The 23,380-nt window shown below is 57.9% G+C and carries 19 protein-coding genes; 4 read left to right on the forward strand and 15 right to left on the reverse strand.

Annotated elements, in window-relative coordinates; genetic code table 11:
* Window positions 1-146 precede the first annotated feature (146 nt).
* From ACILSL_RS18145 to ACILSL_RS18160, 4 genes are all read right to left on the reverse strand, one after another.
* A complete protein-coding gene (locus ACILSL_RS18145; protein ID WP_395733472.1) occupies window positions 147-1,781 on the reverse strand; it encodes a DUF3987 domain-containing protein in 1,635 nt (544 codons plus the stop codon).
* Between the two features lie 97 nt (window positions 1,782-1,878).
* Window positions 1,879-2,067: a helix-turn-helix domain-containing protein gene (locus ACILSL_RS18150; RefSeq protein WP_395733473.1), complete on the reverse strand. Its 189-nt coding sequence runs from the start codon at window positions 2,065-2,067 to the stop codon at window positions 1,879-1,881.
* Between the two features lie 100 nt (window positions 2,068-2,167).
* On the reverse strand, window positions 2,168-3,040 hold the full coding sequence (locus ACILSL_RS18155; RefSeq protein WP_395733474.1) for a hypothetical protein: 873 nt from the start codon (window positions 3,038-3,040) through the stop codon (window positions 2,168-2,170).
* Between the two features lie 67 nt (window positions 3,041-3,107).
* Window positions 3,108-4,412, reverse strand: a complete 1,305-nt coding sequence (locus ACILSL_RS18160; protein ID WP_395733475.1) for a tyrosine-type recombinase/integrase — start codon at window positions 4,410-4,412, stop codon at window positions 3,108-3,110.
* Between the two features lie 445 nt (window positions 4,413-4,857).
* Between ACILSL_RS18160 and ACILSL_RS18165 the strand changes: the two genes are divergently transcribed.
* The 4 genes from ACILSL_RS18165 (at window position 4,858) to ACILSL_RS18180 (ending at window position 6,260) form a co-directional block, all read left to right on the forward strand.
* Window positions 4,858-5,070, forward strand: coding sequence for a hypothetical protein (locus ACILSL_RS18165; RefSeq protein WP_395733476.1), 213 nt, complete (start codon window positions 4,858-4,860; stop codon window positions 5,068-5,070).
* Between the two features lie 126 nt (window positions 5,071-5,196).
* A complete protein-coding gene (locus tag ACILSL_RS18170; RefSeq protein WP_395733477.1) occupies window positions 5,197-5,334 on the forward strand; it encodes a hypothetical protein in 138 nt (45 codons plus the stop codon).
* Window positions 5,335-5,565: 231 nt separating this feature from the next.
* Window positions 5,566-5,727, forward strand: a complete 162-nt coding sequence (locus ACILSL_RS18175; protein WP_395733478.1) for a hypothetical protein — start codon at window positions 5,566-5,568, stop codon at window positions 5,725-5,727.
* Window positions 5,724-6,260, forward strand: a complete 537-nt coding sequence (locus tag ACILSL_RS18180; RefSeq protein ID WP_395733479.1) for an ATP-binding protein — start codon at window positions 5,724-5,726, stop codon at window positions 6,258-6,260. Before ACILSL_RS18175 ends, ACILSL_RS18180 begins: the two co-directional genes overlap by 4 nt.
* A gap of 142 nt (window positions 6,261-6,402) precedes the next feature.
* Here the strand turns inward: ACILSL_RS18180 and ACILSL_RS18185 are convergent, their stop codons facing one another.
* The 11 genes from ACILSL_RS18185 to ACILSL_RS18235 form a co-directional block, all read right to left on the reverse strand.
* Window positions 6,403-6,666 carry a TIGR03643 family protein gene (locus tag ACILSL_RS18185; protein WP_395733480.1) on the reverse strand — a complete coding sequence of 88 codons (264 nt, stop codon included), beginning with the start codon at window positions 6,664-6,666 and terminating at the stop codon, window positions 6,403-6,405.
* Window positions 6,663-7,730, reverse strand: a complete 1,068-nt coding sequence (locus tag ACILSL_RS18190; RefSeq protein WP_395733481.1) for an ADP-ribosylglycohydrolase family protein — start codon at window positions 7,728-7,730, stop codon at window positions 6,663-6,665. Before ACILSL_RS18190 ends, ACILSL_RS18185 begins: the two co-directional genes overlap by 4 nt.
* A complete protein-coding gene (locus tag ACILSL_RS18195; protein WP_395733482.1) occupies window positions 7,685-8,548 on the reverse strand; it encodes a hypothetical protein in 864 nt (287 codons plus the stop codon). The genes ACILSL_RS18190 and ACILSL_RS18195 overlap by 46 nt, the downstream gene beginning before the upstream one ends.
* A 168-nt stretch (window positions 8,549-8,716) precedes the next feature.
* Window positions 8,717-9,700: an NAD(P)/FAD-dependent oxidoreductase gene (locus ACILSL_RS18200; protein ID WP_395733483.1), complete on the reverse strand. Its 984-nt coding sequence runs from the start codon at window positions 9,698-9,700 to the stop codon at window positions 8,717-8,719.
* A 168-nt stretch (window positions 9,701-9,868) separates the two neighbouring features.
* Window positions 9,869-10,105, reverse strand: coding sequence for a hypothetical protein (locus ACILSL_RS18205; RefSeq protein ID WP_395733484.1), 237 nt, complete (start codon window positions 10,103-10,105; stop codon window positions 9,869-9,871).
* 233 nt (window positions 10,106-10,338) lie between these two features.
* Window positions 10,339-12,408, reverse strand: coding sequence for a hypothetical protein (locus ACILSL_RS18210; RefSeq protein ID WP_395733485.1), 2,070 nt, complete (start codon window positions 12,406-12,408; stop codon window positions 10,339-10,341).
* Window positions 12,409-12,423: 15 nt separating this feature from the next.
* On the reverse strand, window positions 12,424-13,713 hold the full coding sequence (locus tag ACILSL_RS18215; protein WP_395733526.1) for a DUF1501 domain-containing protein: 1,290 nt from the start codon (window positions 13,711-13,713) through the stop codon (window positions 12,424-12,426).
* 42 nt (window positions 13,714-13,755) lie between these two features.
* The gene (locus tag ACILSL_RS18220; RefSeq protein ID WP_395733486.1) at window positions 13,756-17,415 is read right to left on the reverse strand and encodes a DUF1553 domain-containing protein; all 3,660 of its coding nucleotides are present in this window, start codon (window positions 17,413-17,415) and stop codon (window positions 13,756-13,758) included.
* A gap of 390 nt (window positions 17,416-17,805) precedes the next feature.
* A complete protein-coding gene (locus ACILSL_RS18225; protein WP_395733487.1) occupies window positions 17,806-19,212 on the reverse strand; it encodes a DUF1501 domain-containing protein in 1,407 nt (468 codons plus the stop codon).
* Window positions 19,213-19,222: 10 nt separating this feature from the next.
* Complete coding sequence (locus tag ACILSL_RS18230) at window positions 19,223-22,441, reverse strand: DUF1549 domain-containing protein (protein ID WP_395733488.1); 3,219 nt, start codon at window positions 22,439-22,441, stop codon at window positions 19,223-19,225.
* Window positions 22,360-23,079: a GntR family transcriptional regulator gene (locus ACILSL_RS18235; protein WP_395733489.1), complete on the reverse strand. Its 720-nt coding sequence runs from the start codon at window positions 23,077-23,079 to the stop codon at window positions 22,360-22,362. The genes ACILSL_RS18230 and ACILSL_RS18235 overlap by 82 nt, the downstream gene beginning before the upstream one ends.
* Between the last annotated feature and the right edge of the window lie 301 nt (window positions 23,080-23,380).

A 23,380-nucleotide genomic window follows, 5' to 3' on the forward strand; every position in this document is an offset into this window, starting at 1 on the left:
ATATAACCACCCGGAGGGCAACGCTACGCGGATAACGCGGATAACGCGGATAACGCGGATAACGCGGATAACGCGGATAACGCGGATAACGCGGATAACGCGGATAACGTGCCTTCCCAATCCTCCGGTTGACCGATCTACCCAGGTCAAGTTGGATCTCTCTGCTGCCACACGTGAAATTTAAGTAACTTCACAACCAATGATGGTCTCCCAGGTCCCGAGGATTTGAGGTTTAGAATAATAAAATGTTGCGGAAAACGATCGACAATTGCTTTGATTTCTCCATCTGAGAAACAATTATTGTCCCGGAGGGATCGGAATGTAAGGTAGTCGTCTTCTGCATGCATGAGAAGGTCATGAAGTTTGCTTGCGCGGGTTTCCATTTTCTTATGCCGTTCTGCAGAAATGATTTTTAATTGTTGAGTTGCAAACCACTTCATCAGATAGATCCCACGTTCTGCGTTCAGAATGGTCAAGGGAAACTGGTGGGCCTTTGCTCCAAATTGGCCTACATGAATAATCAGTGCCAGCCGCCATGCATTCTCATTCCAACGTGCTGCAAAAGAGCTGACATCAAAAAGAGAGCCGTCTGACCTTCGTTCTTTGATTATACTGTTGTGATATTCGCGAAACCGTCGCCGCACTTCTGGTGAGGGCTCAATACGAAATGGTGTTGAGGTTTCGTGAAAACTTTCCGCAACCTGACAGACCAATTGTGACCATCTATCGAGCGTCCCCGGGTTTATTGAACAAAGTGTTTCGGGCTCGAAGAGAGGCTCGGCATTTGAGATGAACAACAAAAAGCGAGCTATAAATCCACTTTCTGAAAAGGATGAATTACTCAGCAGTTCCCGAAGTTTATCTGGTTGGAACAACCACATGACTGTGAGGCAGGGTCGAACGATATTCACCCCAAGGCGACTGACCCGATCAGTCTTGACGCTGTCACCTGAAAACCCTGCCAGATAGATGGCTTCGTCGGTCTTTTTATTGTATCGGCCAGCTAACACATCAACACACCCACGCGCTTCACCACTCATTGAAGCCAGGGATTCATTTTTGGAATGGCTCAGGGCGTCTGCTAACTTTTCCTTGGTGACATCTGCGACATGATAGACGGGTTCAAACCGCATTGACTCCGCTTCCTTCAAATCTTTTCGAGCCATAGTCAGGTCGCTAAATATTTTATCGCCATCCACTGGGTTGGCAGCTTTATCGTGCAATTTTTCGAGTCGTTCGATTTTCCTCTTCGATAATGAAATTTTTGTATCCAGACTGGGCAGAACCTGGTTGGTCCATTCTTCCACCTTCCTTCTTGAAAATTCGAAGAACGGTTTTGCAATAGCATCAAACGCCCGGCCTTTGCCAGTTCCGCTTGCGGCAACCGGGGCGATAAAAATGTTTCCACGAAGGAATCCGCTGCCTGTGTTGATTTCGATCCCGGCACCTAAAGCAGCTGAGAGTGTCCCCAGTGTGCATGCGGCGGAGATCGAGAGTGGTGCGAGGGTTGAACAGGAAACTCCTAACGCAATCTCTCGCATCGCATTGGGGAGCCAATCGATGGGGAATTCGTCTTCACGAGCTTCACTATTTATATAATCCGCGAAATCTGCATTATTCGCGAGACTTGAATCAGGAAGACTTGGAAGGGCACCCGGGGCTTGGATCGCATCAACGGGAGCTGGCGGAAATTGAGGTGCACCCGGGGCTTGGACCGCATTAAACGGAGGTGGCGGGATTTTAGAGGGATTCGAGTCCTCTGGAAAAGATTGTGGATTCATATGCGCAAATAAGATTTTGCGCCGCTGAGCCTTTGTGAGATATTTACGCGTCAAGCTTCACCGAGCCGCGTTGCCTCCCAAAAGGCGCGCGGCTTCGTTATGCCTCCGCTTCGCGTTCAAACCGTTCGACTTCGGTCATTGCGAATCGAACCCCCCGGCCGATGAAGGCAGCCTTGAGTCTTCCCGCCTTTCGCATGCGACGAATCGTCATTGGAGTGACTTGCCAGCGCGCACTTAAGTCGCGTGTTGTTAAATACGGGGGTGAAGGTGTGTCGTTTTGTTTCATAACGACGATATAAATATTCCCAAGTTGCCCCTTGTCGCGAGGTGTTTGCTTCAGGACGTTGGAAGTGGTGCGGTGAATCAGATTGATTTTGCCGCACCTCTCATCTGTTACGTGGATGGGTGAACGGCTTCGCTGTGAGAAGGCCTGTCAGTCCGGCTTCTCTGAAGATGTCGCGAAACGTGCTTGTGCTTACCCTTTTGAGCTCGGGAAAGTCCTGTTCAAGTGCGAGGCGGGTTTCGAGTTTCGTCGGCAAACGTGCATTCTTTTCGATTAGCCTGCGAACGTACTCGATGACGACGCATGCGGTCGGCGCTTCAATAAGCGTCCTGTCAATTTCGTGTTCGTGCATCAACGAATCCAAGTCAGCGTGATTTTTAACGCCGTAGTACTTTTCAACAAACAAGCCATCCAACTTGCGCGGTCTTAGTTGTGATGACCACACCAACTCAAATGGAAACGTATTCGCAGGCACTTTTAGGAGATTGCGGCTTCCATGGCTCTTTGCGTTCTCTGCTGTCGTTGCGCACTCGACAGCGCTTTTCAAAATGGTGCTCAGAGTATTAATTTTCTTCCTGCGTTCTGCTCCGTTTGCTTGTGAAGCCGCATGTAACCTCTCTCCAATAGCGCCTATGAGGCGATCGGCTAAGCGGAAGGCTTCATTTCGAACACTGCTCGACCGATGCCATGAAGTGACTGAATGCGCTTTGTCTCGCTCAACCCATAATTCGCTGATCCGTTTTAAACAGACTGCCATTGACCAGACTCCCGGCGGTGTCGGGTTTAGCAATTTTCGGAAGCGAAGATATATTTCAGTCTGCGGGAACGCAGTCGGCGAACCGTCGACTGTTCGCAATCGGAAGAGGTCTTTAAGCACATATTTGTCTCTCCACTGTTCGTCGAGCTCTTGTTCGCCGCTCAAGGGAATAGCCGGCTGAGGGACTGCGCATTGTTTGAGGGAAGATTTTTTGCTCATTTGAGACGGTGAAAATGCTCGTCAAGTATTGGCTGCACAGCTCGCTGATGTTGCTTGTTCCTCCATCTCATTTTGTCGTCTCTTGGTGATGAACACCCCGCGTTTCGGTGCTCTCTGGTTGCTGTTTCACTGGGAGAATGCCTTCTTTGAATTCAGCCTCAACGACGTTGTCCGAGTGGGCACTAAGAAGTGCACCAAGGCCGGCAGAAACCGGTGTCTTCGTGTCAGCGTAAAGTCGACTTGTGATCCGAATATCGGAATGTCTCAGGTAGCGACTGGCTTTAAAAATGCCGTCACGACTGGCAATAATGCTGCCGATTTCTTTGCGGAGCGTGTGAATGGGACGTAGTCCGCGCACGCCGTTTGCCCGAAGCCAGTCAAGCAGCACCCGGTGAGTTGATCCGCAGCGGTAGCCCCTGCTTTTGCGTTTGGTGAAGGCAATCCGATTCAGCTTAGGGGTCTCAAGAACGAATTTCCCAGCGGAACGGGCATGGTAACCTCGTAGCATGGCGACAAGTTCTGCATCCAGCCCAATGACGCCTGCAGAGTCCTTCGATTTGAGACGCCGGAACTCGTTATCCTCCACGGAGAGCGTGCCCATTTCAAAATCAACCTGACTCCATTGCAGTGCGTCAGCTTCGCTTCGCCGCAGGCCGCAAATGAGAGTAAGCAGAAGCATCTTGAAAGCCTCGGGTTGTGATTCGGCTAGTTCATCCCGGGCTGAAGCAATGAGGGCTGCAGCGTCTAGTTTGCTTTTGTAACGCAAGCTGGATTCCGTCTCGCTAGTGATTCCCTGAAACCAGAGTTGGGAGGGCAGGGGAATTTCCTGGCTGATGAAGGGGAGAATTTTTTTGGACAGTAGTGCCTTGGAATTGCGAATGAGGCTGTTGACCGTCACTGCGGCGTGATTGCGATCCTCCGGCCTATTAGCCATTTTTAATACTTCATTCTTCCAGGCAAGAACACGAGCTGGAGTGAGATCATCAAGGGTGACGGCGTCAACTTTCTCCCGCCAGACCCGGCTGCCATTCTTGAAATCATATTTACCACCGCTGTCCATCCCCATGACAGCGGACGTGATGCGACGCAGAGCCTTTGCATAGGCATCCAGGCTTTCGCGCCGTGCAGATGAAAGGCGACTTGCGGCTTCAATAAGGGCGCCAACGGTGGCTGGCTTGAGCGCTTTTTTTGCTTGGGGTTTGTGTTTTGCGATCGCTGCCTCCCAGCCGAGCACAGAAATATCCGCGTAGATTTTTGCAGCCTTGCTCGCAGCGGCGCTTTTGTTCGTCGTGAGAAGCGGGAACGACTCGCGTCTGCCGTGAACCTGGATCTTGCAAAACAAAGCGGTTTGATTCGGACATTTTTCGGACACTTTTTGAGTTCATCCCTGATTCCGTAAGCTCGCTCATGTTTGCACCAAGTGGAGCTGAATGCCTTGAATTACAAGGGATTTGGCCGAACAAGTGTTATCATGAGGAAACTTGGCGAAACATGCTAAGCTGAGACTGTAAATCTGCTGGATTACGCCTACGCTGGTTCGAATCCAGCCCTGCCCACCACCTTCATTCTGAGTGAGTTAAAGACCAAAGCCCCGCCCCAAAGGCGGGGCTTCTTTTTTGAGTGTGCTCAAAATGTGCTCACTTTTTCGGTCCTAGTTGGGGGCGTCACTTTATCGATCATTGGAACAACAGAAAAATCCACTGTCATGCAGTCACATTGGGGGATCATCCTGTTGTGAGAGCTGCAATTCCCTCCTCTTTCGCGTTATAAGAATTTGAGAGACCGAGCTTTATCCCGGCCTCTTTCACCCACCCACCATGCCACGGCGAACCCATTATTCGCCCTGCATCGACCGGGTCATCGTCTGCGCGTTGTATCATGAAGGCCGGCGGCTACGCCGTCCCATGACGCGGCTGGTCAACGATCTGCTCACCTCGTCTCTGCAACACACGCAGGGCTGGAGCATCGCAGCCACGCAGATGAGCGTCCCGGCGCAGGGCCGCACCCAAGAGGCTGGCAACATCCGCTAGCCGCACCGCGTCGCCACACCATCCCACTCCGTTCACCCGGCTCTCTCGCAAGAGGGGCCGGGTGTTTTGTTGTCGGGCCTGTGGCGGCTTCTTCACCCACCCACCCCACATCAGGAGACACACACCATGGCCATCAAACTCAGCGCCAACTACAGCAAAAAACTCGGGCTGCCCCAGTACAGCAACCACAGCTTCAGCGCCTCGGTTGAAGTCGAACTCAACGACATCACCCAGGTCGAAGCCGAAGTGCAGAAGCTTTACTAGCTCCTGCAGCAGTCGGTCGATCTGGACATCCAGCAGCCGGGCTACATTCTGACGGCTAAAACCAATGGCGGCAACAGCCGACCTGCTTCTCAGCCCAAGGGACGTACCCATTCGGTCAACGGCAACGGTCGCCCCCCAGCACATGCCAGCGCAGACCGCTGGAACTGCACCGATGGCCAGCGCGGGTTCATCCTGCTTATCGTCAACGAAAACCCCGGCATCACCAAGCAGGTGGCGGAGGATCTGTCCCAGCAGCTCTTCGGCATCGGCGTCAAGCAGCTCAACAAGATGCAGGCTTCGCAGTTGATTGAGGACCTGCTCGTCATGACAGGCAAGCCCGCAACACGGCAAACCCGCTGGCAGCCCCAACCCACCAACGCCCTGGCCGCATGAACACGCCCGCTGCCTCACCACCAGAGCGCAGCGAGCAGGACGTCATCACCGCGTTGCAGGCAACGGTGTCAGCTTCCCGGCTGTCGCTGTTCCTGCAATGCCGGCTGAAGTTCTACTTCCGCTACGTGCTCAAGCTCAATAAGCCCAAAATAGCCTCGCTCCATCTCGGCAATGCGGTTCACGCCGTGTTGAAGGCCTGGAACAAGGCGCGATGGGTACAGCAGCCGCTCTCGCTCAAGGTGGTCCACGAGCAGATCGAACGCATCGAATTGCTGGTCCTTGATGAGCTTGGCTACGTGCCGTTCTCCAATGCCGGTGCGGAACTGCTCTTCGATGTCATCAGCCGTGCGTATGAGCGCACCTGTGTGATCATCACCACAAACCTGCCGTTTGAAAACTGGACGGAGGTGCTGGGCAGTGAACGGCTCACCGGAGCGATGCTCGACCGGCTCACGCACCGGGTGCACATCTTGGAGGCCAATGGCGAGAGTTACCGGCTCAAGGATGCCAAAGCACGACTCAAACGCAGGTGACAGTAATCGGGATGGGGCGGCGGTTGATCCTGCTCGTCGGCTTTAGCTACGCTCCACCCGCCTCTCAGGATCGAGACAGGCACGAAGATCAGCGCGGCCTTGACGAACATGCCCAATACCTGTTCAATCTCCCAGAGGTGACTCACTTTTGATCCGCGATCCGCTGCACTTTTGATCCGCGTTTTATAAGCCTTAACTCAAGCAGTTTGCGGTGCTTGGTGACTCTACCGCTGACGCGTCTCCGCCAGCAGCGGAAACTGGCGGGTTTGAGTTCACGACGCATGAGGTCGATGACCTGACTTTCAACCAAGCCTGTACGCTCTCGGATCTCTTCAAAGCTCGTGCGGTCTTCCCAGGCAAGGCGCACGACGAGAGAGGCTTGTTCGCTGCTGATCTTGGGTTTCATGGACGATTGACGATGGTTTTGATTTGAGAGCAGAGGCGTGTGGCATCGTCGATGCCATCGACATATCTTTGAGGTAGATGGGAAGCGCCAACAGCCCCGCCGATCAAAGCGCCGATCACGGCTCCACGATGGCAGTTGTCACCACCGACATTCGCATTGGCGGTGACGCCGTTTTCAAAGTTATCCGCATATTTCCATGCCAGATATAAGGATGCGGGAAAGGCTTCGGCAATGTAGCAGGCTGGGCTGACGTGCCTGCCGATCACGACCTCGTCGGGATCTTTAGACCATTCCATGGCTTTCCGTTGGGAGAACCAGTTGCTGCCGTGGGCGAGGATGGTTTCACGCAGGGAAGAGCCCTTGAGCAGGTCACAAGCCATCCTCGCCATGGCGTCTGCTGCGGTGAGCACCTCGGGAGACCGGTGGGTGAGCCTGACGTGCTCACGCACGGCCTCCCGTGTGGCATCCAGGTCTCCCCGGAAATAGGCGCATAACACACCCACGTGGGCCAGGCCGCCAATGTGGATGTCTGTCCCGGCGCACTTTGCCGGAGCGGTGCCACGCGCGTAGGCGGTGAAGAACTTGCGATGACACTCCTCGATGTAGGTGTCCCGATGATTCCCTGGCGTGCGCATGAAGTGGATGTAGCGACTGAGATAGTCATCTGCACTGTAGCGGCCGCAGGTGATCAGGGAGTCCATCAAGACCTTGGCGAGCTGAAGGTTCAGCGTGTTCTCACCGGCTCTTAGAAACTGGTGATAATGGATGCCGCGCTGCCCCCAGTAGCGTGCTTGATCATGCAAAATGTCCCCGCGCTCGTTGATCGCGGTGTATTCAGAACGCCAGAGAATGCTGCCGGGATGAGGAGACTTCGGCGCCATGTAGTCACGGACGATGCCGTAGTCCTGGCGCAGAGCTGAACGATCGTAATACCAATGCACAGGCATGGCGATGGCATCGCCGATGAAGGCGCCCATGGCGAGGCCTGTGAGAGAGTCCGCGGTCTTCTCCATGAAGCTCAAGGCGTAATGGGTGCGCTCGGCCTGGCGGCCTTGCGAGTCCATTGGACGAGTTTTAGATCACGAGTGCTCAGGCCACGATTGCTGTCCAGACCACGCAGATTCCAATGATGAGCATGGAGCTTGAACGGGCTGCGGATTCGCTCATCAAAGTCTGTCGGCCAAAGCACGCCGTCTATTTTCTTGAAATCACGGAAGGTCACGTCCACCTCGGCTCCACGGGTGCTGTCGAGGCCGTTGAGTGTGAGGCGCACTCTGCGCAGCAGCTTGCTGCTACGGTCGATGTGGAGGACCACCCGGTCCTCTTCTGCCATGCCCAAACCCGGGCGTAGAACGGCCAGCACCTCATCACACAGAGCCTGATCCACAAAGGACTCACCATTCAGGGCGAAGACCGTGCCGCTTTGCCGGAAATAGAATGGGCCAAGCAGAAAGAGCCTGTAGGCATCCGCAACCAGAGCCGCGGCCTGCTCAGTTTCATCGTCATCACTGGTCCTGCCATTGTAGGTGATGGCGATTTGACCAGGCGAGCGCAGCACTTTCTTCACGCCTCCTGGTCCGGTGTGAGATTGTGCGATGATGCTGGGGGAGAAGATCATCCTCTCCTCTGAGGCGCCACGGAACTTTGAGTCCACCAGCACAGGCTGAAAGCGTGGCCCGATGGATGCCCACTTGCCCTCATAGCGTACGCTTAGATCGCTGATGCGATCAAAGGCGATGCCTCCATGAGCTTTTTGTGAGGCCTCGACGAGGGCCTGTGCTTCAGGCTCGGAGGTGGTGATGGATCTGGTACAGATCTGTGTAGAAGCGCAGGAGCTGAGGAAACCCATCATCAAGATGAGCAACAGAGGTGTTTGTTTCATGCGGCAAAGTGGGTGTGCAGAAATCGCCCTGGTCTTTACGGATGGCGTAAGCGCTGTGGATGAAGTTTCGCGCAACTTATCCAAACGGCGGGTGAGCTGGGTGCTCTCCCCGCATGCTACGATGATTGCTGGCGCGGCAAGAGAGTGTCCCAAGGAGACCTGAACTCCTCAACGATGGATGTGGGCGAGCAGCGTCTCGGCTGCGGCCATTCCTGAGAGCGCAGCGCCTTCGACTCGCGGCCCCGCAAAGGCGTCGCCTGCCATCACGAGGGGCGGAGATGCCTGCAGAAGGGCGCATGGATGTTCATCGACTTGAACGGGTTTGCTGTAGCGCCAACCGTGGACCTGATAGCGCAGCACTTCGGCCCCCAGCCACGGCAGGGAGGCATCAAGCAGCCGCCGCCCGCTCTCCATGCGATCTTCATCCCAGTGCGCGAGGCTGAATTCATGAGTGGCATGAATGGTGACCGCAGGTTCCATGGAGATGCCTTTGCGCTGATTGTCGGCGATCCATGCGGCCGGGCCGCTGGTCGGCGCGAGTCCACCCGGAGGAGGAATCAAGGACGGGCCTTTCAGCACGGCCATGACAGCCAGGCAGCGTTCGTATTGAATGCCGTCGAGCCGTCTCTGCATCGCAGGATCCAGTGTGATTTCCCCCGCTGCCAGCAGCGCTAGTGATTGCGGCACCGGAGGTGTGAGCAGCACTGCCGACGCAAAGTGAAGATCTCCTGTGCTGGTCTCGACCGAGTAGCGATCACCGGCACGCCTGATGGCCACGATTTGCTTTTCTGTTCGTATTTCCAAGCCCTGCGCCAGATACTTGGCGACGGCCGTCATGGCTGGCTGGCCACGCCAGCGCGTGTGACCATCCGATGTGGGGGCAAAGCCCTGACACCATTCCGTCATCATGCCAGCCTCCGCGCCCTGGTTGAGGATCGCTTCAAAACGGGCATCCCGGGTGGTGATGAACTGCGCTCCATAGTCAAAGGTAGCCGCACCGACACGACGACTGGCCAGCCTGCCGCCGAGACCGCGCCCCTTGTCCAGCAAAAGCACGCTGCGACCAGAGCCCTGAATCTCACGCGCCGCGATGAGACCTGAGACCCCCGCTCCGATTATCAGCACATCAAAACTAGGTTCGTGAATTGGCATGGAGCTGTTCAAGGAATGGAGGCTGAGTTGTTTATTGGGTTGTGGAATGTTTTTCGGTGCGTGCTTTCTCGTTGATGGCGCAAAAGCATGCTCCCGAGAGGGAATCCCAGGATTGTGAACCTTTCTTGAAGATGTGAGCTGAAGACTAGAAGAGGGGACATCTGCGAATTACGCTTGAGGTTTGCCAACAGATTGCAGCGCCAGCGCGAAATCGCCTGCCAGTTGGACATCAACCTCAAGCAACAGGGATTTGGGTTGGCGAGAAAAGGGCCAAGCCGTCATGCTGGTGTTTAACAGCTCTTCGTTTGAATCTATTGTCTGAGTAAACGCTGCTGCGAGGGCGGTGTTTCTATGAGATGGTTCCACACTATTGGTTGTATTGAGTCCGTGAAAGATGGACATCATCAAGGGAATGAGTACGTCAGGAACTTGGCGAAAAAGCGTGAGGTGGTTATTGGTACGGCCCCAGCCGCTGCCTGTCGTTATGACTGAAACCAAGTCGCCAGATGCGGTGGAAGTGGGCGGCTAGGGTTACTGGACTGAGAACTCTGTATCGTTGCTGGCGCTGTTTCGCGGTCAGGCGCGAGCGGGTTGTCGCTGGCACCTTCGCGACGGAGGGAGTGGGCGCGATGACGGCTTTAGCGCTTGCCCGGAAGGTGGCATAACAACAGTCCGCTGCGGCCATCGGGCACCAAATAGCCGTGCTGAGTTGCGACGACTCTGCCGGGGTTGCCGGGTGTTTCGATTGAATCGAGCAGCTTCGGTTGATCAGGGTCGGTGAGATCGATGAGGGAGATCGTGCCGTAAACCCGGTCGGCCACATAGAGGTGTTTTTTAAACAGGGCCGGCTTGCCCACGAGTCTGATTTTTGGAACCTGCTGAACGGATAATTCTGTGAACTCCCGGCTTTCCTCAAAACCAAAGCGGACGTAGCCACCGGCCCGTGTTGCCAGCAAGCCATCACCGAATGGAACCAGCCCTTCGGTCATGCCGAAGCGTCCGGTCGGATGATTGCCCTGATAACTCGGTGGATCAGTGGAAAGATCATACCAATGCAGGCCGGTTACATGCCAGTAGACTCCAGCGTATCTCCCCGCGACGAGCTGATCGAGGAGTTGGTAACCGTAGTGAAGACCGAGCTGCACATCCTTCAGCGCGAGGCGGGGTTCACTCGGATCTGCGACGTTGACGATCTGGAGCTGCGCGGAGCCGACTTCCAGCAGTGCGTATTTGCCAGGCGCAGGCACGGCGACGTATCGCACCCTCTGACCACCCGCTTTGTAAACGCCTTTGCGGGTGAGCCTGCCTTCGGCAGAAAGATCCCAGATGGAAAGCCCTCCCGTCCCTTCTGCAGCGAACAATGTGCTGCCAAACAAGCTGACGCCGGTGGTAAAGTCTTGGGTGGGGACGACTGAGACAGGCTCGATGGAATCTTTGCCCACTCTTACGACATGGATGCCGGCACTGCCACAAGCGGTGATGGCGAGGGACAGCTCTTCCGAATAAGCGACTCCGGAAACCTGGCCTGCCGGCTGGTAGCTGGCGATGACCCGCTCATGCTTCCATTCGACTTTGGGTCCGATGATGGGAATCGCGCCGGTTTCCCTGACAATGGGATTGGCGGTATCCGGAGCGTCAATGAGGTGGAGGTCTGTCGCGCCTCCGGCGGCATAGACCACTCCTTTGCCCACAGCCAGCCCACCGACAAAGCCGGGAGACGCTCCTCCTGAAGAATCTTTTCGCAGCGGCAGCACGGTCCGGCTGATCATTTTAGGTTGCTTCTCATTTCGAACATCGACGATAAACATTCCATTGTGAGTGTCGGCAACGAATGCGTGGCCGTTCACTACCGACACGTCCCACATGTCGTTCCCTATGTGATAGAGTTTCGGAAATTTGACGCGACTGACGAAAACTGGTTTCACAGGATCAGACAGTTCAAAAATCTCCAGTCCATGGCCGCGACCAAAACCAGGATCTCCTTCCTTCCGGTGCGGTGCCCGTGAATGGTGCCCGGTCGCCGCATAAAGATGACCGTCGTGAACACACAAGCCGTCGCCATATCCATCAAGCGGCGTCTTCGACACGACCTTCGGAGAACGGGCATCGTGCATATCCACGATGACAACTTCGGAAGTCGCCCAAACTCCGACGTAGAGATAACCATCGTAGTAGTCCACAGACTGCGCCTCTCCCGTGCGAATCGTGCTGAGGAAACGTGGGTTCTTCGGATCGGAGATGTCCACCTGCTCCACTCCATAATGGCGCTGGGCGATGAAAAGCACGTCGCCCGCGATGGCGAGACCGGTGGCCAGCTCAACCGTGTCGTAGTGATTGAGCAGTGCCGGTTTGGCAGGGTCGTTTACATCGACAATGAAAAGCCCGTCTTCCCGCGAGGACACGTAAGCCACGCCAGCATTCACGACCATCTGGCGGGTGTTTCCCAATCCTGACAATTCTCCCAGTTTCTTCGGATTCGAAGCGTCGGTGATGTCGGCGGTGTAGAGCTTGCCTTTACCGATCGCATAGAGTCGATCCCCCATCACGACGACATCCATGCAAGGCCCCCAGCCGAGGGATTTTGAAATGGGCAAGTCAGGGATGGCGGAATCCTCGGCAGCGTGCGTCCTGACGAGAGCTAGAAACGCAGCAAGCAGAAGGTTTGCAATCCAGTGCGAGCCAAGTGGCTTTATCATTTTGGTTGGCATTTCTCCAGCAGTGGATCAGCCAAACAGTGCGGCGATAGGTTTGCCGCCGTCGGTGATGGGGATGGGACGGCCCGAATCGTGCAGTTCCTTGTTTGGGTTGATTCCGAGCGCAGCGAAAATTGTGGCGTGAAAGTCAGGAACGGAAACGGGATTTTCGACGACGTCCTTGCCGAGGTGATCATCGCTGACGCCGTAGGCCCCACAGTGCTTGAGACCACCGCCGGCGAGGACGAGGCTGAAGGCGCTGCCCTGATGACCGCGACCGCCGCGGTTGTCGAATGTGGCAGGCCGTCCGAACTCGGTCCCGGTGGCGATGAGTGTTTTGTCGAGCAGGCCTTTCTTTTCCAAATCGCGAATCAACGCGGCAAGGGCAATGTCGAGTTCCTGGATGAGCACATGCTGCTTGAGCTGGCCCTCGAAATGGGTGTCCCAGCCGGTGCCGTTGATGAAATTGAGGTTGTGTGAGACCTCCACGAAACGCACCCCGGATTGAGTGAGACGACGCGCAAGAAGACAGCGCTGGCCGAACTCGCCTCCGTATTCTTCGCGCAGCGTGGCGGGTTCTTCGTCGAGCTTGAAGTTGCGCATGAAGTCCGGTCCGGCCCAGCGACGGGCCTGCGCCTGAATCTCCGCGTAATGGGCGAGTCCCAGATCTAGTGGCGGGCCTCCCCGGGCCATGGCAACGAGACGCTGGCGGCGCTCACTCTGCGCGGCGGACAGGCCCTCGGGCTGGGTAAATCCGGCGGGGCCGCTCTCGGTGTCGGTGAGGTACACATTGTTGTAGCTGGGGCCTAGATAGCCGGGGCCACGGCTTACGTTGGGATAACCAATGAGCATGTAGGCGGGTACGTCCTCCGACGCTGCGCCGCGCTGGTGCGCGATCAGGGAGCCGATCGACGGATAGGTGATCGTGCCGCTGATCATGCGGCCGGTGTGGACGATGTTCGTGGCGAAGGCGTGGTCGTCGATGACGCTGTGGTTCACGGATCGGATTGCGGTGAGCCGATCGGCGACTTTGGCGGTGCGCGAGAGGTGCTCGGTGAATTTTACTCCGGGCACCACGGTGTCGATGCTGGCGTAGTCGCTGCCGGCGACCTTGGGTGCGGAGCGCGGGTTGCCACGCCGTTTCGGATCGAAGGTGTCGAGCTGGCACATGCCGCCGCCAAGCCAGATGAAGATGCAGTGTTCGGCCTTGCCCTTGGGGATGTGGACGGGCGTGGGAGTGGCGAGCAGGGGAGATCCGGCACCGATCACGGCCCCGGAGGCGAGTGCGGAGCTGCGGGTGAGAAAGTCACGACGTTTCATCATGGAATGGGGAGGGAGCGATGGAGGAGTGGGAAATCCCTTTTAGCGGATGTAGATCCATTCCGGTTGGTTCAGGGTGTACCAGAGGAAATCCTCAAGCCGCTCGCGCCATTCGGCGGTGAGCTTCCAGGTCGGCGGATCGCCACGGCGGGCATTGGCCTCCAGCTCTTGGGCCAGCGCGTTGGCTGGGCCGTCGAGATGAATGGACCAGGCGGTGAATTTTGGGCGGGTGCGTTTCACACCGGAGAGATCCGGCGCTTTCGTGACACGTCGCTCCCCGTAGCCGGGGCCGAGAAGCTCACGGGCGAATTTGATTTCGGCGACGGTTGGTTTGCGGGTCAGTAAACGCAGATAGAGCGAGTCGATCAGCGCATCGAGCGGCTGTTCTTTCACTGCGAGGCCGGTGGTTCCGTGGTCGTCGCTGAGGCGCGTGATCCAGCTGCTCATGGTACCGTTGGAAACGACAGCGGGTTGCAGCACGTTTGAATCGCCTTCCCGCACGGTGACGGGGGACTGCCGTGATCCCCGCCAGCCGAATGACTCCAGCACGGTGGTGACGGCCTGGACGCGGGGCAGGGAGAGGCTGGGCCGGTCGCGTTCGTTGGCGGTGGAGGTCAGCATCCAGGCGCGGTGTGCGTGGCCGAGAGATTTTTGGCCGGAGATGCCATCGACGTCGAAGGTGAGTTCTTCGACCTTGAATGGTTTGCCGGTGGTGGCGAACAGGGAGTCAACAATCTGCTCGGCGGTCATCCGGCGTGGTGCGGGGCCGACGTAGAGCGCCTCGGTCTGGAGCAGGCCGGGCAGGCTGGCGCGCTGGTAGGCGTGGGAGGTGAAGATAAGCCGGGACACCGCCTTGAGGCTGTAGCCGGAACGGACAAATTCGCGTCCCAGCCAGCTTAGCAGTTTGGGATGGGTGGATGCCGATTTCTCCCAGTCGGCAGGATTTTCGACGAGTCCGCGGCCCATGACTCGCTGCCAGATGCGGTTCGCCATCACTTGAGCGAATCGTTCGTTTTCCGGCGCGGTGATGAGTGCCGCCAGTTGATCGCGAGAATCCTTTGGATTCTCCGCCAGCTCCTGCGATTTTTTTTCACTGCAAAATTGCTTGAACGGCCAGACGGGTTGCACCGCTGTGCCGGGTTTCAGAGTGACCTGGATCAGCGGCGTGCGTCCGCCAGCACTGAGCTTTTCGGTCGAGACGCTGCTGGTGGCAGGCACCTTGACCGGTGCTTTGGTCAGCATGGCGGCCAGTTGGAAAAGCTCTTCCTGCTTGGAGACGTGGGCCGGGGCATCGTGGCAGCGGGCGCATTTCATTTCCACACCGAGAAAGGCCGAGGCGATGATGGCACCCTTTTCCGCCATGGGGGCATCATTCTGCCCGGCCACGGCAAAGCCCGCCGGTCCACCGTCGTTTTTGTTGCCCTCCATGCGGATGAGCTGGGTCACGAAGGCGTCCATGGGAAGGTCGTCACGCAGCGCGTCGTAGATCCACCAACGGAACGCGCCGGTGTTGTTGAGGCTGCCGGAAATGATGGCGGGGTTTTCTGCTAGGACATCAAGCCAATAGCCCATCCAGTGATCGGCCCAGCGCGAGTCGGCCAGCAAACGGTCAATGACCTTGAGGCGACGATCGCTGGAGGCGTCGTCGAGAAACGCGCGGACCTCTGCTTCCGAGGGGGGAACGCCAACGGTATCGAGAGTGACGCGGCGCAGGAAGGTCAGGTCATCGGTGAGGGGCGGCAGTTCGAGGGTGGTGACGTTAAACTCCGGCCAGTTTGCGCCTTGTTCGATCCATTGTTTCAGCAGCGCGACCTCCTTCGGGCTCATCCGGTCGCCCTTGGGTGGCATCATTTCATCCGCGTCATCGGTGGTGATGCGATGAATCAGCGCGCTCTGGTTCGGGAGACCGGGAACGACGGCGGGAAGCCCCGATTCGCCGCCCTTTCTCGCGCCGATGAAATTGTCCAGGCGCAGATCGCCCTTGGTCTTGCCGCCCTTGTGGCAGTCGTAGCAGCGGGACTCCAGCAGCGGCTTGATGTCCTTGAAATACGCCGGGCCTTGGCTGGGTGCGTGGTGGTAAGCGGGCGCCACTTCGGCGATGCGGGCACCGATGAAATGATCAACGGCATTGTGCGCGGGCATGTTCCCGTGCAAAGCCGGAACCTTGATCTCCGGTGTCGCGGCGAGCCAGGTTTTAACCGCTTCGCGACGTTTCTCCCAGTAGGGAGCCTGCACGGCCCGCATGGCGAGGCGCTTCCGAGTGTTGATGCGTTCGAGATGGGCCCGGCGTTCCTGTTCGTAGGCGGCCCAGCCTGCATCGGTGTAGGGAACGTGACGCTCCGACGGCGAGAGGAGCTGCCAGTTTTTTTCGCCTTCCCGTGACCATGCGGCCACGGTCTCGCCGAGACCGGGACGGACAGTTCCGATGATCGTCTCCAACACCACGAGATGCGGTTTCTCTCCTGTGGACTCGAACTCGCACCAGGCCTCGCGGTTTCCCGGAGGGGCGAAACGGAAGTCGGGACCGAGATCGAGATAGGTGTCCTGCTCGCTGGTCAGGTGATGACCATTGAGGCTGGAAGGCATCAGCGGCGTATCGAGCACGGTCTTGCCGTCCACGATGAGCCGCGAAATACCGCGCGCACGCAACAGCAGGCGATGTTTTCCCTTTGGCAAAGTGACCAGGGCGGAGGCACGGAGAAAGGTGTTTTCCGGAGGATTGCCGAGGATGCCGCCGCTTTCATACTGTTTCGGCAGTTCAAAAAAACCGAAGGCCTCCTCGGTGAGAATCTCGGAGCTGGTGGGAAGCGTGTCCGGCCATTCGCGGCGGCCCGGGACTCCAGTGGTGCAAAGTTCGACCCGCACCTCGCCGGCTTTTAACTCCTTGCGAGTGATTTGTGTCGGCGGTGGCACGATGGCATAGCGCTCCTGGATCGCCTCGTTCTTCAGCACCCCGCGATGCAAAATGAATGAGTCGATGCGTCCGCGGTAGAAGGCTTTGTCCTTGCCGCTGGCTCCGCCGAGCCGCAGGTCGCCGGGGCTTTGCACCGGTCCGCGTTCCGTCGATTTCTCCCATTTGCCGGAGAACAACTGCATCCGCCCGTTCACAAAGAGCATCACGCTGGTGGGGTCGCCGAAGGTGTAAGGGATGGCGATGTGATGCCAGTCGAGACCGGTCAGGCTGATGCCGCCACTCCACCACTGGTGACGGACGGGAATGTCGCTGGCCTTCTTCGGCTCCGCCGCGAAACAGATGCCGACCCGCATCGAACTGGAACTCAAACGCTCCACCGTCAGAGCGTAGTTGAGGTTGTCGTTGGCTTGACCGGCCCGGTCGGGATCGCCCTTGGCGAGCAGAAAGACGGGTTGCTTCTCTTTCAGTTCTCCGGGGGAGATCCAGAAATCAAAGGTCAGGGCTTCGCCGCGTTTGAAAGTCGGAGCCTCTTTTCCGGGAATGATGAGCGGTTTTTCGGAGGCGAAGTTCGCGGCCAGATTGGTCGCAACGAACAAGGGATGAAGCGGAGGTCGAGGTCCCGGAACAGTGTCGGGCCAGGTGCCGAGCGCGTCCTTGCCGTCAAACAGCCAAGTGGCCTCCGCCTTCGCTGGAGGCAGGGCGTCTTGGTTGGGTGGAGCGACGGCGTACAGCAGCGGTGAGACTCCGAGGAGCAGCGCGAGAAAAGGACAAAAGCGAAGACGATTCATTTACGATTCGGAGAAAGTTTGCGTCCGGCGAATCTTGGTCCCGAAAAATTTCACAGCCTCACGTTCTTCGCCCGCAAGAGCGAGCGAAGGGGCGACAAGAAACAAGAGGGTGCTTGGAATTTGCATGGGATTTTCAGCCTGGAATCTACCCACCCCCTTGGAAGGGGCAGTTGAGACTTGTATCACTTTCGTGGGGGGCGATTCATTGCCTCCTGAGCCGGCATTCCTGTAGATTCGGTCCGACTGCGTTCGGTTTTCCGACAGGTGACGAGCGCCGTGGCGGCTCACGTCACCCGTCCGAGCCGAGCTTGAGTTCAGGTTTGCGCGGGGCTGCAAGTCATGGTTGGGGCTTGGAGAGCTCGGTTTGAGATGTGAGTGGGTGCAGCGTGATCACGCTCCCAGCAGCTTAGTGAAGGGGTGCCCTTCGTTTTGGTCGATGCGCTCTGGCCGACCCATGTGAGGGTAGATGAGCCGCGTGTGATCAATGCCCAGCAGATGCAGGATCGTGGAGTGGATGTCGTGCACGTGCAGGCGGTCTTCCACGGCATAGAGACCCAGATCGTCCGTGCTGCCGTAGGCCTGGCCACCTTGCACACCACCGCCGGCCATCCACATGGTGAAGCCCGTGGGATTGTGGTCGCGGCCGTCGCCTTTTTCACTCATGGGCGTGCGGCCAAATTCGCCGCCCCAGATGACAAGAGTCTCCTCCAGCAGGCCGCGAGACTTGAGATCGGTGAGCAGCCCGGCAATGGGTTTGTCCACGGAGTTGCAGAGCTGTGAATGCTTGGCCTCGATGCCATTGTGGCTGTCCCACTTGCTGCCAGCGCCGCTGTAGAGCTGCACGAAGCGCACACCACTTTCGACGAGGCGGCGGGCGAGGAGGCAGTTCCGCCCAAAGGTGGCGGTGGCCGCATGGTCCATGCCATAGAGCTTTTTTGTGAGTTCGGTTTCTCCGCTCAAATCGACCGCACCGGGTGCTTCAGCCTGCATCTGGTAGGCGAGCTCGAAGCCCTGGATGCGGGCGTCCAGTTCGGTATTGCTGGCACGGTTTGCGTTGAAATCGCGGTCGAGCGCACCGAGGAGGTCGAGCTTGTCGCGCTGCTCACGGCGATCCACGCCTTTGGGGTTGTCCAGGTATTTGATCGGCGTGCCGTCGGAGTGAAATTCGACGCCCTGATACACGGCTGGCATGAAGCCAGTGCCCCAGTTGCGCACACCGTTCACAACGGATGCCTCGCTGTCCTTGATGACGACAAAGGCGGGCAGGTTCTGGTTCTCCGTGCCGAGCCCGTAAGACGCCCATGCGCCGAGCGACGGACGACCGCCAAAGAGTGAGCCAGTGTTCATTGAACATACACCGCCCGCGTGATTGATCCCGCTGGAGGCGCAGGAGCGAATCACGGCGAGATCGTCCGCATGACCGGCGACCTGGGGAAACCAGTCGGAGATCCACAAGCCGCCCTGGCCGTGTTGCTTCCAGGTGCGTTTGCATTCGAGCAGGGGCGACTTCGCCTCGCCTGCCGCCGTGAGCGGAGTTTTGAAACTCGCGGGCAGGGATTGCCCGGCGAGCTTGTTCAGCAACGGCTTGTAGTCGAAGGTGTCGAGGTGGCTGGGACCACCTTCCATGAAGAGGAAAATGACGCTCTTGGCCTTGGCAGCGCGTTGGGGCAGACGAGTCGACGCGGCCTGGGCCTTGTCGCCCATGAGTGCAGCCAGCGCGACGGCACCGAAGCCGCCCCCGGCAGTTTGCAGGAAGCCGCGGCGCGAGGTGGGAAGATCGTAGCGGTGGCAGGACATGGCGTTGGAATTAATGAAGGTAGAAGAACTGATTCGAGGTCAGCAGCACCTGGCAGAGGCCGGTCATGGCTTTGAGCAACGGATCATTCTCCTGAGGCCCCCCGGTGTCGGCACCACTCCAGGTGAATTGCGAGTTCGGCGGATCAGCGGCACGCCAGATGAAAAGACCGGCATTCCATTTTTCGGCATCGGTGTTGAGCGCTCTGTCATCAGCGTGACCGGCCACGATGCGCAGCGCCTCGATCTGGCCGTCCCATTGCCGCGTCGGCGTGCGCTTGTTCAGGCCGCCGAGGATGATCGGCGAAGCACCCCGGCTGAGATTTGAAAGGCGCTCCAGCGGCACTGTGGCGGATTGCACCGCAGCACCGGGAGTATCGAGATCGCGCACGGTGAAAGTGACGCTATGACGAGCGCTGGAAACACGCACCGCCAGGTGATGGCGGCGGCCCACCTCGAGGTGAATGTCGGACGCCACCACCTGATAACCGATGTTCGAGTTCTCGTCCTCGCCAACCAATTGCATGAGGATGTTGCGCGGCTTGTAACGCGACTTTTGACCGGTGACGTCGATGCTCCAGCCAAAGGATTCCAGGCTGGCCTTGCCGCCGTCCCAATGCGAGACCAGGGTGCGCAGCTCGGCATTCACATCGACGCTGTCGAGTTTTACGATGGCTTCGACGGTGAATTCATCGCCCTCCTTCTCGTTGGAGCGCACGAGTAAACGCTCATGCGGGCTGTTGAAGTGAAAGCCCCTGGCGGTGGCATTATTTTCAGCGGCTTCTGTGGCGGGAAACGCCGCGGCGGCCATGTCAGTACGTTTCTTGAGAAAGGCATCCGCCGCAGCCCTCTCTTTGTCTGTGGGGCGGCGGCCCAGAACAGCCAGCCAGACATCGTCGACACCCTTCACCTGCGCAGCCAGTTTGCGGGCACGGGCGAGCAACCAGTCGCCATTGAGCAACTGCAACGCCTGGGTCGGTGTCGTCGTACTCTGCCGCTCGGCGGTGCTCGTAAAACCCGCCGGCATGTCGAGAGCCAGCAGCAGATCGTTTGGGCTGTTGCGCTTCTTCCTGGTGTAAACGGAGCGGCGTGTGCCATTGCCATCGCCGGCAGGACCTCCGGCTGTGAGGTCAAGTTCGCCGCTGACCGCCAGCATGGCGTCGCGGACCTGCTCCGCATCCAGACGGCGGGGATTGAAGCGCCAGAGATAAACATTCGATGGATCGACCTTTGCCGCCGTCGCATCCGGCTCGCGACGCGCGGTTTGACGATAGGTGGCGGAAAGCATGATCTCGCGGTGCAGTGCTTTCAAATGCCAGCCTCCGGCCACAAATTTTGTCGTGAGATAATCGAGCAGCCCGGCATGCGACGGCTTCTCGCCGAGCGTGCCAAACTCACTGGCTGACGCGACAATGCCGCGTCCGAAGTGATACTGCCACACGCGGTTCACGATGACCCGGGTGGAGAGCTGGTTGTCCGCCCGTGTGATCCACTCAGCGAGGGCTCTGCGTCGCCCTGTAGAGGTCTTCGTCGGCGTGATTTTGGGTGGTGTCGGGTCCACGATGGCAGGAAAGCCCGGTGCGATCTCCTGACCGCCTTTGCGTGTGTTCAACAGGTTGGCAGGTGCTACGGGTCCCGCATCTGTGGCAACGAATGCTTCGGGCAGTGGTTTGGGCTTCAGGTGTTGGAATTTATGGAGTTCCTCCTTGAGAGACTTGTATTCCGCCTTGGCCGCGTCGGTCTTGAGGTTTTTCGTTGGGTCAAATGACGCACGCGCGAAATCCAGCTGGCGCTCACAAAGTCCGCCGAGCTGTTTCTCCAGGGCATCGCGCTGGTCCGCTGGCTTGAAGGTCATCGCCTGCAAGTCTTCGCTGAAACTGACACGCCACGTTTCAACCGCCCGGTCGATGTCTGGCTTCGTGAGCGCGTCCATTTTGGCACGGATCGCAGCAGTGGCGGCTTCCCACTTCGCCTCCTGCTCATCAAAGGCCTCCTTTTCTGCCGGAGTGGCGAGTTTCAAATCGTCGCGCCAATGAACCGGCGTGAAAAACGCGCGGAGGCGATAGTAGTCCTTTTGTAGAATGGGATCGAACTTGTGGTTGTGGCAGCGCGCACAGCCCATGCTCAGTCCTAGAAAAAGCTCACCGGCGGTGTCCGTCAGGTCGGTGAGAATCAGGTCCCACTGACCGCGCACATCGCGCAGATTATACTCATACACCGGATGACGCAGGAAGGCGGTGGCGATCATCACCTCCGGGTCATCCGGCGCGATTTCGTCGCCCGCGAGCTGCTCGCGCACGAACTGGTCGTAGGGCTTGTCGTCGTTGAACGATTTGATGACGTAATCACGATACGGCCAGACGAACGAGCGATAAGCGTCCTGGTTGTATCCATCGCTCTCCGCGTAGCGAACGAGGTCGAGCCAGTGCTGCGCCCAGCGTTCGCCATAGCGCGGGCTCGCCAGCAGTTCGTCCACGAGCTTTTCATAGGCCAGCGGATTCTTGTCGCTCACAAAGGTGTCGATCTGCTCCTGCGTCGGCGGCAGTCCGTGAAGGTCAAAATACACACGGCGCACCAGTTCATGGCGGTCCGCCTCTGCGGCGGGTGTGAGCTTCAGCGCAGCACGCTTCTGCTCGATGAAGCGGTCGATGTTATTGCGCACCCATTTGCCGCTCACTTGCGGCGGAGGCACCTTAACCACCGGCTGAAAGAACCAGTAATTTCGCTGCTCTTCCGTGAATCCGCCCTCAGTCACCACGACCTGCTTCGAGGCATCTTCGGGCCACGGCGCCCCCATCTTGATCCACTGCTCCAGAATCGCGATCTCGGCGTCCGGCAACTTCTGCTTGGGTGGCATCTGGAAGTCTGCGTTCGCATAGTGCACCGCCTCGATGAGCGCAGACGCTTCCGGCTTGCCCGGCACCAATGCCGGGCCAGTGTCGCCCCCGGTTTTCAAGTAGCCGATGTGGTCCACCCGCAGGCCGCCCTTCTGCTTCGTGTTGCTATGACATTCATAGCATCGCTTCACCAGGACGGGGCGCACTTCATTCTCAAAGAAGATCGTCGCCGCACGCTGCGCGTCATCAGCCGCCAACGCGGCAGTCGCGGCAGCAGCGATCGAGAAGAGCAGGGGAGTAAAACGAGGCGGGTTCACCTGGAAGAAATTGACCGTTTGCCAGAGGGTGTGGCTTTCGAGGCGGGAGGTGGTTCCGAGATTTCGGGGGTGTACCACTCAATGGAGACTTTGATATGCTGGGCCATCACTTTGGCGGCAGTCTCCGGCTGGCGGCCGGCCAGCGGCTTCAGCACATTCCTATGCCCCATCACGCTGAAGCAGCGGAGATCAAGGGCCCTCTTTTTCTGGAGTCTGTGGATGTGGGTCAGAGCCATCTCGAACTGCCAGCGGACGTATTGCCAGAGCGTGACCAGCCGTTCATTGCCGCCGCGTTGCATGATGTATTCATGCATGGCGATGTCCAATTTGCTGAACTTCACTCCAGTCGTCGCCTTCTCCTGTGCCGCGATGCTGTTCTCAATCCAGCGGGTATCTTCCGCAGTCCAACGGATGGCCGCCAGCCGCGCGCCCATCGCTTCCAAAGCAATGCGAGCTTCGACAATTTCGGTAATATCCTTTTCCTCCAGCGTCCGCACGCGCGTCCTTCCTGTCGTCTCAAACTGAACGAGGCCCGCGCGTTCCAATTCAATCATCGCTTCACGCACAGGCGCACGGCTGACACCAAAACGTTCGGCCAGCACTGGTTCCGCGAGAGCCTCACCCGGCTTACAAGTGCCGGAAATGATGTCGCGCCGCAACTGCGAGGCGACTTCATGGGGAAGATTGCGGCGGGGCTGCGGGCGATGCTTCGTCATTTGAGGGGGCTGCGGGATATAAGCACGACGAAACTGTCGACAGTTTTCTTTCGTTGAAAACTAACGGTTCTTAAAGCCGTAAGGTTGAAAATGATGATGCCCTTCCACTGCACCCCGTGGACTGCGGCACTTTCGATCCGGCTTTTTGAAAGATCGAAGCTTCCACTTCAAACTATAAAACGCGGTTAAAAAGTGCGCCGGGTGCGTGGTGGTTTAAAAGTGCGGAACCTCTGGTTTAAACAGGAGGATGTTCACCGATATAGATCAATGGAACAAGAAACGGTAATGGTGAAGCGTGGAG

This window comes from Prosthecobacter sp., from assembly GCF_044222345.1.
Lineage (GTDB): Bacteria > Verrucomicrobiota > Verrucomicrobiia > Verrucomicrobiales > Verrucomicrobiaceae > Prosthecobacter.

What these genes read in the sequence shown, in the direction of transcription:
- ACILSL_RS18145 (WP_395733472.1), bottom strand. Translation starts at nt 1,781, where the DNA reads ATGAATCCACAATCTTTTCCAGAGGACTCGAATCCCTCTAAAATCCCG.
- ACILSL_RS18150 (WP_395733473.1), bottom strand. Translation starts at nt 2,067, where the DNA reads ATGAAACAAAACGACACACCTTCACCCCCGTATTTAACAACACGCGAC.
- ACILSL_RS18155 (WP_395733474.1), bottom strand. Translation starts at nt 3,040, where the DNA reads ATGAGCAAAAAATCTTCCCTCAAACAATGCGCAGTCCCTCAGCCGGCT.
- ACILSL_RS18165 (WP_395733476.1), top strand. Translation starts at nt 4,858, where the DNA reads ATGCCACGGCGAACCCATTATTCGCCCTGCATCGACCGGGTCATCGTC.
- ACILSL_RS18170 (WP_395733477.1), top strand. Translation starts at nt 5,197, where the DNA reads ATGGCCATCAAACTCAGCGCCAACTACAGCAAAAAACTCGGGCTGCCC.
- ACILSL_RS18180 (WP_395733479.1), top strand. Translation starts at nt 5,724, where the DNA reads ATGAACACGCCCGCTGCCTCACCACCAGAGCGCAGCGAGCAGGACGTC.
- ACILSL_RS18185 (WP_395733480.1), bottom strand. Translation starts at nt 6,666, where the DNA reads ATGAAACCCAAGATCAGCAGCGAACAAGCCTCTCTCGTCGTGCGCCTT.
- ACILSL_RS18190 (WP_395733481.1), bottom strand. Translation starts at nt 7,730, where the DNA reads ATGGACTCGCAAGGCCGCCAGGCCGAGCGCACCCATTACGCCTTGAGC.
- ACILSL_RS18195 (WP_395733482.1), bottom strand. Translation starts at nt 8,548, where the DNA reads ATGAAACAAACACCTCTGTTGCTCATCTTGATGATGGGTTTCCTCAGC.
- ACILSL_RS18200 (WP_395733483.1), bottom strand. Translation starts at nt 9,700, where the DNA reads ATGCCAATTCACGAACCTAGTTTTGATGTGCTGATAATCGGAGCGGGG.
- ACILSL_RS18205 (WP_395733484.1), bottom strand. Translation starts at nt 10,105, where the DNA reads ATGATGTCCATCTTTCACGGACTCAATACAACCAATAGTGTGGAACCA.
- ACILSL_RS18210 (WP_395733485.1), bottom strand. Translation starts at nt 12,408, where the DNA reads ATGCCAACCAAAATGATAAAGCCACTTGGCTCGCACTGGATTGCAAAC.
- ACILSL_RS18215 (WP_395733526.1), bottom strand. Translation starts at nt 13,713, where the DNA reads ATGAAACGTCGTGACTTTCTCACCCGCAGCTCCGCACTCGCCTCCGGG.
- ACILSL_RS18220 (WP_395733486.1), bottom strand. Translation starts at nt 17,415, where the DNA reads ATGAATCGTCTTCGCTTTTGTCCTTTTCTCGCGCTGCTCCTCGGAGTC.
- ACILSL_RS18225 (WP_395733487.1), bottom strand. Translation starts at nt 19,212, where the DNA reads ATGTCCTGCCACCGCTACGATCTTCCCACCTCGCGCCGCGGCTTCCTG.
- ACILSL_RS18235 (WP_395733489.1), bottom strand. Translation starts at nt 23,079, where the DNA reads ATGACGAAGCATCGCCCGCAGCCCCGCCGCAATCTTCCCCATGAAGTC.